Consider the following 11,205-nt stretch of genomic DNA (forward strand, 5'->3'; position numbering starts at 1 on the left):
GATGGCATCCGCTCCCGACCCCGGCACCCACCGACCACCAATCAAACACGTAGCCGTCAAATCCACATCGGTCATTGTCACTATTCAAACCCTCACTACTCGAAAATCGTTGGTAGGTGCCGCCGACGACCGCGACCGGCAAGACCGACACCTGCGGTTCCTCGGTCAGACGTGGGCGGCTACGACCCCGCACCGGCGCCACCGACGACTATGGAGCCATATGTGCCCGTGGTCTACGACAGATCGACGACGACTGTCTTGAGCTCGAGATACTCGTCGAGACTCTCCTTGCAGGTTTCCCGCCCCAACCCCGACTGCTTGTGCCCACCGAAAGGCAACGCCGCATCCACCGTCTGATAGCAGTTCACCCACACCTGACCCGCTTCGATTCCCGCGGCCACGCGGTGCGCGCGGCCGAGGTCCCGGGTCCACACCCCCGCACCGAGTCCGTAGTGCGAATCGTTCGCCAGCGCCAGCACCTCGTCCTCGGTGTCGAACGGCACAATCGTCAGAACCGGACCGAAGATTTCCTCCCGCAGGACTTTCGAGTCCGAGCCGACGTTCGCCAAGACGGTGGGCTCGACGAAATAGCCTTCGCTCCCCCACGCAGAGCCGCCGGTGACGATCTCGGCTCCCTCGCTGCGGGCGAGTTCGATGAAACCGAGCACTCGGTCCCGGTGCTCCGCCGAAATCAGCGGACCCATCTGCGACGCCGCATCCAAGCCGCGGCCCAACCGGATGCTGTCAGCCGCCTCGACCAGCCCGTTGACCACATCCTGGAACACTGAGCGGTGCGCGTACAGACGCGACCCGGCGACACAACTCTCACCCTGGCAGGCGAAGATCGCCAGCGCGGCCGACGGAATCGCCTTCCCCAGATCGGCGTCGCCGAAGATGATATTCGGTGACTTCCCGCCCAGTTCGAGGGAGACGCGCTTGAGGTTGCCCGTGGCCGCCTTGATGATCGCCTTCCCTGTCGGACCCGAGCCGGTGAAACTGATCTTGTTCACGTCCGGGTGCTCGACCAAGGCGGCCCCCACCGTCTCCCCGTATCCGGTGACATAGTTGAAGACACCCTCGGGGAAACCGGCCTCCAGCACCAACTCCCCCAGCAGTGCGATCGACAGCGGAGTCTGCTCGGCCGGCTTGACAACCACCGTATTTCCCGTCGCGAGCGCCGGCGCAACCTTCTTGACCGCCATCATCAAAGGGAGATTCCACGGCACGATGCACCCCACCACACCGAGGGGCTCACGCAGCGTGTACGAATGATAGGGGCCGCCGAAGTTCGTCGGAAACGACACCGGGATCGTGTCCCCGGTGATCTTGGTCGGCCATCCCGCGTAATACCGCAACACATCGACCGAGAACGCCACATCGACGTATCTGGCCTCGCCGATCGTCATCCCCGCATCCAGCGACTCCAACTCTGCGAACTCCTGCGCACGGTCCTCGATCAGATCCGCCAGCTTCCACAGCAGTCGGCCACGTTCCTGAGGAGTCAGCCGGCGCCACGGTCCGCGGAATGCTGCGCACGCAGCCGAGACCGCGCGGTCGACATCCTGGGCGTTACCGGCCGGGACATGAGCAACGACCTCTCCGGTCGCGGGATCCTCCACCGCGATCGTTTCGGCAGTGGACGCGTCGACCCACTCAAAGCCGATCAGCATCCTCTCGGCCTTCTTGATGTTCGTCCTCAGTTCTTCACTGAGCAGCGTTGTGGACATGGTTCCATCCTTATTTTCATCGCATTAACAGGTTCTCGGCACTCTCACAACGGAAGGTGCCGCCCTGGGCCGCCACACAGCCTGGCCAGATCATGTGGCGGCCCGCATTTGGGAGCTCGCGGCGCGGGAAATTCAGGCGTTCTGCAGCGCCTGCACCGCGGTAAAGTTCTTCATCAGCGGGAACACCTCACGACCCATCCGCTTGATGTCCTCCACGTAGTCCGGGAAGATCAGCATGAATCCAGCGACGTCGAGTTCGGCCCACTCGTCGAGCTGGCGCGCGATACTCTCCGGGGAACCGGTGATGAAATCCGTCGAAAACTGCACGAATCCCTTGGCGTCGACCCCGGCGAGGATCTCTGAGGTGCCGCCCTTGGCGGAATCGGTGGATGCCTGCCCGATCATGTACTCCATCACACCCCGATCCGGGGTGTCGATGTAGCTCTGCAGCTTTGCTTCCGCTTCCTCGTCGGTGTCAGCGAGGACAACACCCAATGCCACAAACGGCCGAATGGTCCGCCCCGCGTCCTCCATCTGTTCGTTGAACCTGCCCACGACCTCCTCGAGGGCGTCCACGCCTCCCCAGGCCAGGCGGAACGAGTAGTCGGCGTACTTCGTGGTGAATGCGATGGCGTCGTCCGAGGCGCCGGCACACACGATGTTCACGTGATTGTCTGGCTTCGGGCCCATCCGCAGATCGTCATACTGGAAGTGCTTGCCCTTGAAGTTTGAGACGCCGTTCTCCCAGAGCTCGCGCACCACCTGGCAGTACTCACCCGCGTACTCCCATCGGTAGTTGTTGTACTCATAGCCTGGCCACACATTCATGACCTCGAGCTCACGGGGGTGCCATCCGCCTGGAACGATGTTAAGTGAGAAACGCCCCTCGCTGATCTGGTCGATCGTCACCGCCATCCGCGCCGCGATCGCCGGATGGATCGCCAGAATATTGACGGAGCCAATCAGCTTCATCGTCGTCGTGTCCCGGGCGAGGGCAGCCATCTGTGTCATCGACTCCAGTGCGTCGTCCCAGAACCCCGTCGTGCCACCGTGCCCGCGCAGCGCCGACAACGACAGGGCAAAGGAGAACCCGTTTTCCTCACCCGCCTGAATGATCTCCCTCATGTGCGAGTACGTCGGCGAATACTGTGGAGCAGCCTCAGAAATGATGTAACCATTCCGAGCACTGGGAATGAAAATACCGAACTCCATCGCAGGTGTTCCTCTCTTTAGCGACCCGCCTTCTCACGGATCGGTCGAATAATGCGCGGAGCCTCTGATTCGAGGGCAATCCGACTAGGACAAGACTTCGGATTCGGGCGTCCTGGGCAGGACGGTGTTAGGTGGGGACTGGAGCTGTTGTCGCCGTCATGTCGCGCCGTGGTCGTCGCAGAACCCTGTAGGAAGCTGAATAGCTTCAGCGTGCAGTTTGGGCACCGTGCTGACTTCGACGGCGGCTCATTCGGCGGGGCGCTTCGTGTGCTGGTGCAGATTTTGTCTGTTCCGGGCGAGCGGTCTCACCGATGACTTCGGGGTCGAGTTGTGCGTCGGGTCGACGACTTGTCGCTCGCACACCCCGACATTTTCTTCGCGGGGTTCTACCCCTGGTTCCGTGGCCGGAGCGCGACGGCGTCGATCTCGACGCGGCAGTCGCCGGCGATGCCGACGACAAGCGTCGTGCGCGCCGGGTACGGGCCCTCCCCGAAGACCTCGGTGTACGCGGTCCAGAACTCCTTGCGATACGAATCGTCGGCCAGGTAACAGGTCGTCTTCACCACGTCCCCGAGCGTGCAGCCGGCAGTCTCGAGGATCCCCTGGATCTCCTCCAGCGCGATCTTCGTCTCGTTCGCGATGGTGTCGGCCTCCGGCTTACGCACCAGCGTCTCCAGATCCAGCGCCATGCCGCCGCAGAACACGTAGTCCTTGGTCGCCACACCCGGATTCATTCCGAATCGAGGGTAGGAAAGGTTGCCTGGGTTGAGGTATTCCGTCATGAGTATTCCTTCCGTGAGGGCTTCGTCGATCACTGGGCAGCCGCGAGGGTGGAGTCGAGCTTGCGCATCTCAGGCATGACCTCGGCCGCGAACAACTCGAGGGAACGATCCACCTCGTCATGTGCCACACCGGGAAAGCCCATCTGCAGCAACCAATTCTGAATGCCATGCGACCTGGTCAGCCGGGTCATCTTCTCGGTCACACTCGCCGCCGAGCCGATCATCAGGTGATCGCGCTCCATCAGCAGATCGAACGGATCCATCTCTTTGAACCGCGGATCTTCCGGATCCTCGTCGGCGTCGAGCCACACCCCGATGCCACGGACCCGGCATACGAACTCGAAGAACTCCACCACACTCGCCTCGGTGACCCGACGCGCCTGCTCATCGGTCTCGGCGACGTAGCACAGTCGCAGCACCCCGACATCCTCCCCCAGGTCCGGCGTCGCGCCGGTGACAGCCGCCTTCTCCTCCCGATAGAGGTCGAGCAGATTGCGCAGCACCTGACCGGTCGGATACCAGGTAATCGGCTTGAGACCCTTCTGCGCCGCACCACGGAACCCCTCCACCGACTCGGTCACCGCGAACAGCGGCGGCATCGGCTGTTGGAACGGCTGCGGCGTCATCCCGAACGCCTTCAGATGGCCCTGCTCGTCGACCCAGCCCTCCGGCATCGGCGCCCCCGGCGAGTGAATGAACTTCGTCCGCGGCTCCGGGAACGTGTACCGCTCTCCCGACCAACTGAACAGATCCTCCGTCCAGATCCTGCGGACGATCTCCAGGTTCTCCTCGAAGATCGCCCGGCTGTTGTCCGAACCATTCCACCGACTCGCTGCAGGATTGAGGTTCATCACCTCGATCGGCAGGATCCCGCGACCGAACGCCACATCCAACCGGCCCTCGCTGAAGTGATCGAGCAACGCAAGATCCTCCGCGACCCGCAACGGATGCCACAACGTCAGCGACACCGCAGCCATCCCGAACCGGATCCGGTTCGTCCGAGCGGCCAGATCCGTCGCTAACATGATCGGATTCGGGCTCGCATCCGTCCCATCGGTGTCGAAATGATGCTCACCCAGCCAAATCCGGTCAAACCCCAACTCGTCCGCCATCACGGCATGACGCCGCGTCGCCTCCAGCACCTCATGCCAGGACAACTCGCCCGAACGATTCGTCAACGCATACAGCAGATCGATCTTCATTTCACTCCAAGCTCATTGGCTCTCGCCCATATTTCGGACAAGGACCGCATTGCTGTCCAAGCCCGTACCCGAACGCTGACCTCGGTGGCCCAACCGTTCAGGTGATGCCCATCACATGAGAATCGCTGCAGCCACGCCTTGGTGCCAGCGGGAAATTACCTATCCGCTACCTATTGGCTGTACCCGCGTACTACGTAGGTGGGCATGGTGAGGGTGGGTGCCGTGGTATGCCCAGGTCGCCGGCTGGTCGGCAGTGGCCACCCGCCCATGTCAGTTCATTGGTCCCCTTCCTGGGGCGCGGGCGCACGCGGGAAGATCGGGTGCGGTCTCTCACCGAGGTCGATCATTCTTGGCGCCGGTAAGCCCCGAATATCGGTGTGAACTGTTCGGTTCCTGCGGGCGGCGGCGTTCATGCAATCGGTTTTGTGGGAACGACTTTCGTCATGGATGGGTCGCCGATGTCGAACTGTGAGTGGAGCGGGTCGCGGCGCTGGATCTCGGCAAGGCCGTTCTCGAGGCGTGTGTGCGGGTGCCGCACCCACAAGCGGCCCGGTAGGCGAATGCCGGAGCTGCGCGGTTACCGCACGGCCACCGCACGTTGTTGGTGATGATGGCCGGTTGCGGCACTGGCACGTGCGGCGGGTGGTGATGGAATCCACCTGCACCTACTGGAAGGGCCCGGGCGGGCCCTCGGGGCGACTCTCACGTCTTGCGCGGCCGGCTGACACTCCGCACACCGGCACTTCGGACCAGCCACTTCCCCCGGACCTGCCACGCGCGGCTTTGCCGCCTGTCAGCGCGTCGATTGGGATCACCAAAGACGCGCACTCGCCGTGCGGACGGTCCGTTCTCGGATCAGCCCCAGCTCGGACGAGAAGGTGGCTCAGCAGCCGGGTTTCTGTTCGTGGACCCACGCGGCAAGTTGCGTACGCGAGGTGAAGCCGAGTTTGACCAGGGAGTGCTCGACGTGACCTTCGACGGTGCGTTGGGAAATTACAAGCCGGTCGGCAATTGCCCTGTTACTCAGTCCTTCGGCGACCAGTTCAGCCACTTGTTGCTCGCGTCGGGTGAGGCTGAGGGCCTCGCCAGTCGTCGCGGGCACCTCGGCCCGCGCTTCTTCACCCAACGCGTAGGCAACCGCCTCGTCCGCGCTCAGTGCTGCGCCTCGCTTCATTGCGGCCTCAAATGCTCTCTCACCGAGAGAGGTTCGAGCGTGCTGCCGAGACTTCTCGTGCAAAGTGGCAGTGTTTGTGAGAGCGGGTGCGCGACCACCGGTAGCGCTGAACAGTACGTCCGCAGCGCCCAGCAGCACCGTGGACCGTTCCGGCCTCTGTCCGACGTCGGTCCACGCAAATTGCTCGAGCGCCCAGGCGTAGCTCAGCTGACTTCCCACCTTCCGGGACAGCCGCAAACCGTCCTCGAGGAGCGCGGTTCCACGCTCACGTTCTCCGTGCTGCCACATCGCGAAACCATAGTCACACAGCGCCATTGCTCGCCATATTATTTCCTCCCGCGACTCGGTGAGCGCAATGAGCTCCTCGTAGCTCTCTGTAGCTCGCTGGATGTCGCCGGTCATCTCGAAGGCGAGCGCCAGCCAGACCAGTGCCGGCACCAGCTGGTTGAGATCGCCTTCGGGACGGAAGACGTTGATCGCGTTCTCGAGGCTGGCGATACCTTTCCGAACCTCTCCGTCGGAGACGGCGAGGCACCCCTCCGCGAAAGCGACCAACGCATCGAGGTCGGCACCCCCGACCCGGGCAGCCAGCAGTCGTGCTTGGTCCGTCGATACGGTGCCGGCGGCAACGTCGCCCTGCAACGCGGCCAGCATGCTGCTGGTGCACAAAGCCTCGATCCGGTCGAAGGGTTGCTGACCTTCCTGACTTGTGAGTGCACGATCGAGCCAGTGACGGCCTTCGCTGAACAACCCTCGCACGAACCAGAATTGATACATCCCGGTGACGATGCGCATGCCCGTTTCTGCCTCGCCGTCCTCGCTGAGGCAGAACTCCATGGCGTCGCGCAGATTCGGCTGCTCACGCTCCAGTCTGGCGATCCACTCCACCTGCAGCGGACCGATCCATTCGGTCTTCGCGCGGAGCACGAGTTGCTCGTACCAATCTCTATGCCTTTTTCGAAGGTCCCAGTATCCGCCGGCTTCGTATAATTTCTCTCGTCCGTATTCGCGAATCGTGTCCAGCAGTCGATACCGCACCACCGACCCGACCTCTTCGCGGATCAAGACCGACTTATCGATCAGGGACGTGAGCAGATCGAGTAACTCTCCGTCTGGCGGGTCCGCGGCGAGGACCCCCTCGGCAGCGTCGAGCTCAAAACCACCGGCGAACACCGCCAGCCGAGCCCATAACCACTGTTCCTGCGACGAGCACAGGTCATAGCTCCAGTCGATGCACAACCTCAAGGTCTGCTGCCTCGTCGGTGTTCCTCTGCCGCCTAGCGTGAGAAGTCGGAGTCTGTCGCCGAGGCGCTCTCTTATCTGCTCGACCGACATCGCCCGCAATCGTGCCGCCGCCAGTTCGATCGGCAAGGGCAGGCCTTCCAGACGCCGGCAGATTTCAGCCACCGTGCCCATGTTGTCCTCGGTGAGCCTGAAACCCGGCACTGCGGCGCCCGCACGCTGCTCGAACAGGGTCACCGCGTCATATCGGGAAATCTCGCGAAGCGTCGCCGTCGATCGCGTCAGCTCCGGCAGCGACAGGGGAGGTACTCGAACCACTACCTCCCCACGAATGTCGAGAGACGCACGGCTCGTGGCGAGGATTTGGACACCCGGGCACGTCCGCAGTACGACCTGTGCCACACCTGCAACTGCCTCGACTAGATGCTCGCAATTGTCCAGGACTAACAGGATCCGTTTTTCCGCCAGCTGTTCGGTGAGTACAGTCATGGGCGGCCGGACGGAGTGATCCTGTAAACCCAGCGCACCCGACACAGCCTGCCCGAGCAGGTCCCCGTCGTGTAGTTCACCCAGTTCGACGAACCAGACACCGTCGTCGTATGTCCTGCGTGAAACGTCGCCAATCCGCAGGGCGAGCCGGGTCTTGCCCACGCCGCCGGCGCCGATGAGAGTTACCAGCCGCGATCCGGACAGCAGCTTGCGGGTGTCTGCCAGCTCGTGCCGACGGCCGACGAAGCTGGTCAGGTCCAGTGGAAGATTTCCGGATTTGCCTCGCCTGGACTTGGCATGCACTCCGATGTCCGCGGGGGGCTCACTTTCGGGCATGGCGGCATCCATTATCGAACCGGCACATTACGCAGGAGGCTGAATTGACGGGCGCGTCCGATGCGCCGAGCCGGTCGGTCAATCCGAAAGAAGTCGGCCGTACAGTCATGCGCCACCTCTTGACAAATCGTGCCCGCTATACGATGTACGTTCTACAGCCTGGTGACGGCGAGTTCAACTCCCCTGGCCCGCTCGACTGCGGGCGTCACCGCGGTGATCGCCAGTCCCGCGAGATTCACGCGTCGACCCGGTCGTCGGATGCGGCGAGCGAGTTCCCTCGTGAACGGATTATCTGTTCCGATTCCAACGGTCGGCTGGTAGTCCGATTTCACGGCGGGCGTTCCGACCCGATCGAGCAAGCACGCAGCGCACCCGGCCGACGTTTTCGTTTGCTGTGACGAGCCGGGCTGTTGCTCAGCCGAAGGCGGCGATACCGCGCTCCGTCACGGGAGCCGCCGGGCACAGGTCGGGGAGGTCGTGTCCCATCCGGTCCCGTTTGGTCTGCAGGTAACCGAGATTGTGGTTGTTCGGCCGCGGCAGTAGCGGAACACGTGCTGCGACCTCGATGCCTGCATCCTGCAGACAGGTCACCTTCTGCGGATTGTTCGTCAGCAATCGCACCGACCCGATACCCAAATCTCGCACGATCTGCGCAGCCGTCCCGTAATGCCGGGCATCAATCGGCAGACCGAGATCCAGATTCGCGTCGACGGTGTCCCGGCCGAAGTCCTGCAGACTGTAGGCCTGCAGCTTCGCCGCCAGTCCGATGCCGCGCCCTTCGTGCCCACGCAGATAGATCACCACACCGCGGCCCTCGCGCCGGATCCGCTCCATCGCCTCGGTCAGTTGCGGCCCACAATCGCAGCGACACGAGCCGAAGACGTCACCGGTCAGGCACTCCGAATGCACTCGCGTCAGCACCGGGCCGGTATCCGAGACGTCACCGTGCACCAGCGCGATGTGCTCGGTGCCGTCGATTTCCACGCGATATCCGAAGGCAGTGAAGTCGCCGTGCCGTGTCGGCAGCCGGGTCGCCGCGACCCTCTCCACGAGCAACTCGTGCCGGCGCCGGTATCCCACCAAACTGTCGATGGAGATCATCGCCAGACCGTGCGTGTCAGCGAAGTCCCGCAGTTCAGGAGCCCGCTTCATGGTGCCGTCGTCGTTGACGACTTCCACTAGCACACCGGCCGGGGCCAACCCCGCCATCCTGGCCAGATCCACCGCGGCCTCGGTATGGCCGCGACGCACCAACACCCCGCCCTCGCGGTAGCGAAGCGGGAATACGTGACCGGGCCGCGTCAGATCCGACGGCACCGAACCCGCATCGGCAAGCACCCGAGCCGTCCGTGCCCGATCGGCCGCAGAGATCCCCGTGCTCACACCATCGGCGGCGTCCACCGACACCGTGTACGCCGTGCGCATCCGGTCCTGATTGTGGGGAGTCATCAACGGAATATCCAGCCGGTCGAGCATCTGAGGCGTCATCGGCACACAGATCACCCCACTGGAATACCGAATGGTGAACGCCATCAGCTCCGGTGTGGCCTTCTCCGCGGCGAAGATGATGTCACCCTCGTTCTCCCGGTCCTCGTCGTCGACGACCACGACCGCCTTACCGGCCGCGATGTCGGCGATCGCCCGCTCCACACTGTCCAGACGGACTCTGTCGCTCATGGGAGTGCTCCTGCCTTCTCGATGGGAGGGGCGGGACGCTCTGGGAAGGGCGTCCCGCACCCGTCAATCTCTTTCCAGAATGAGTACGTTCGCCATGCCGCCCGCCTCACACACCGTCTGCAACCCGCGTCGCTGGTCGGCGTCTTCCATCGCGTGCAACATCGTCGTCAGCAACCGGCAACCAGTCGCTCCGAGCGGATGACCGAGCGCGATCGCTCCCCCTCGCGGATTCAGGCGGTCGATGTCGACCTCGAGATCCGACTGCCACGCCAGCGGCACCGAGGCGAAGGCCTCGTTGACCTCGAAGTGATCGATCTGATCGATCGCCAGGCCGGTCCGGGCCAGAATCTCCCGTGTCGCCGCGATCGGCGCCGTCAGCATCATCAACGGATCGTCACCGCAGGCGTAGAAGGACCGGAGTCGGGCCCGGGGACGCCAGCCCATTCGCCTGGCCGCCCGTTCGCTGGCGATCAGCACCGCGCTGGCGCCGTCGGTCAATTGGGACGAGTTCGCCGGTGTGACATGCCATCGCAATTCCGGGAACCGATCGGCGTACTCCTCGGTGCGGAAGGACGGTGTCAGCGCTCCGATCGAGTCGAGGGTGGTACCGGGACGAATGGTCTCGTCCCGGTACACCGTCTCTTCCGTGGCCGGCACGCGAATGGGCACGATCTCGCGCACGAAAGCACCTGAGGAGTCCGCCCGTGCTGCGAGTTGGTGTGAACGCGCCGCGAACTCGTCGAGTTGTTTCCGGTCGAGATTCCACCGGTGCGCGATGAGTTCGGCTGCGACGCCCTGGGGTAGCAGTCCTGGAGCGTACCGCTCGTTCACCGAGGGACCGTAGATATCCGCGCCCTGACGATTCGATCCCATCGGCACGCGGCTCATCGACTCGACGCCGGCCGCGATCACGATGTCGTAGGACCCCGCCATCACGCCTTGCGCCGCGAACTGCAACGCCTGCTGACCGGAGCCGCACTTGCGCTCGATGGTCACGGACGGCACCTGCTCCGGCAGCCCCGCCGCCAGCCACGCCATCCGCCCGATGTTGCCGGACTGCTCGGACGACTGCGTGACACACCCGACCAGAAGATCGTCGACTTCGCCGGGATCCACCGCCGTTCGCTCCACCAGCGCGGAAACCACCTGCGCCAGCAGCTCGACCGGATGAACGCCGGCCAGTGCGCCAGCCGGGCGGGCTCGGCCCATCGGCGACCGGACCGCGTCGATGACGATCGCGGAGTTCATGTCGCGTTCCCACTGGCTCGCCGCATAGTGCTCACCATCGTGTGACGACCAGCTTCTGATCGGTGAAGAAATCCAACGGCGCAGCACCACACACATGCAGGTCACCGTAGAACGAG

General features: G+C 63.7%; 7 protein-coding genes. All 7 read right to left on the minus strand.

Going from position 1 to position 11,205, the window contains the following annotated elements:
* Positions 1 to 233: 233 nt before the first annotated feature.
* The 7 genes from HGB39_RS37390 to HGB39_RS37420 all read right to left on the minus strand — a co-directional run bounded on the left by HGB39_RS37390 (position 234) and on the right by HGB39_RS37420 (position 11,089).
* A complete protein-coding gene (locus HGB39_RS37390; protein ID WP_005569612.1) occupies positions 234 to 1,727 on the minus strand; it encodes an aldehyde dehydrogenase family protein in 1,494 nt (497 codons plus the stop codon).
* Positions 1,728 to 1,859: 132 nt separating this feature from the next.
* Positions 1,860 to 2,939, minus strand: a complete 1,080-nt coding sequence (locus tag HGB39_RS37395; protein ID WP_043791289.1) for an LLM class flavin-dependent oxidoreductase — start codon at positions 2,937 to 2,939, stop codon at positions 1,860 to 1,862.
* Between the two features lie 386 nt (positions 2,940 to 3,325).
* Complete coding sequence (locus tag HGB39_RS37400; RefSeq protein ID WP_005265369.1) at positions 3,326 to 3,721, minus strand: RidA family protein; 396 nt, start codon at positions 3,719 to 3,721, stop codon at positions 3,326 to 3,328.
* 29 nt (positions 3,722 to 3,750) lie between these two features.
* Positions 3,751 to 4,923 (minus strand): LLM class flavin-dependent oxidoreductase, encoded by a 1,173-nt coding sequence (locus HGB39_RS37405; protein ID WP_005265368.1) that lies wholly within the window; start codon positions 4,921 to 4,923, stop codon positions 3,751 to 3,753.
* Positions 4,924 to 5,806: 883 nt separating this feature from the next.
* A complete protein-coding gene (locus tag HGB39_RS37410) occupies positions 5,807 to 8,164 on the minus strand; it encodes an ATP-binding protein (RefSeq protein ID WP_005265367.1) in 2,358 nt (785 codons plus the stop codon).
* A 414-nt stretch (positions 8,165 to 8,578) separates the two neighbouring features.
* Positions 8,579 to 9,841, minus strand: a complete 1,263-nt coding sequence (locus HGB39_RS37415; RefSeq protein ID WP_005569616.1) for a bifunctional 3,4-dihydroxy-2-butanone-4-phosphate synthase/GTP cyclohydrolase II — start codon at positions 9,839 to 9,841, stop codon at positions 8,579 to 8,581.
* Between the two features lie 63 nt (positions 9,842 to 9,904).
* Complete coding sequence (locus HGB39_RS37420) at positions 9,905 to 11,089, minus strand: thiolase family protein (RefSeq protein ID WP_005569617.1); 1,185 nt, start codon at positions 11,087 to 11,089, stop codon at positions 9,905 to 9,907.
* Positions 11,090 to 11,205: the final 116 nt, after the last annotated feature.

Source organism: Rhodococcus opacus (genome assembly GCF_012396235.1).
In the GTDB taxonomy this organism is placed as follows: domain Bacteria; phylum Actinomycetota; class Actinomycetes; order Mycobacteriales; family Mycobacteriaceae; genus Rhodococcus_F; species Rhodococcus_F opacus.

Bases quoted from the DNA above. Each gene is read 5' to 3' on its own strand.
- HGB39_RS37410 (WP_005265367.1), bottom strand. From the start codon at position 8,164: ATGCCCGAAAGTGAGCCCCCCGCGGACATCGGAGTGCATGCCAAGTCC.
- HGB39_RS37390 (WP_005569612.1), bottom strand. From the start codon at position 1,727: ATGTCCACAACGCTGCTCAGTGAAGAACTGAGGACGAACATCAAGAAG.
- HGB39_RS37415 (WP_005569616.1), bottom strand. From the start codon at position 9,841: ATGAGCGACAGAGTCCGTCTGGACAGTGTGGAGCGGGCGATCGCCGAC.
- HGB39_RS37395 (WP_043791289.1), bottom strand. From the start codon at position 2,939: ATGGAGTTCGGTATTTTCATTCCCAGTGCTCGGAATGGTTACATCATT.
- HGB39_RS37420 (WP_005569617.1), bottom strand. From the start codon at position 11,089: ATGAACTCCGCGATCGTCATCGACGCGGTCCGGTCGCCGATGGGCCGA.
- HGB39_RS37400 (WP_005265369.1), bottom strand. From the start codon at position 3,721: ATGACGGAATACCTCAACCCAGGCAACCTTTCCTACCCTCGATTCGGA.
- HGB39_RS37405 (WP_005265368.1), bottom strand. From the start codon at position 4,923: ATGAAGATCGATCTGCTGTATGCGTTGACGAATCGTTCGGGCGAGTTG.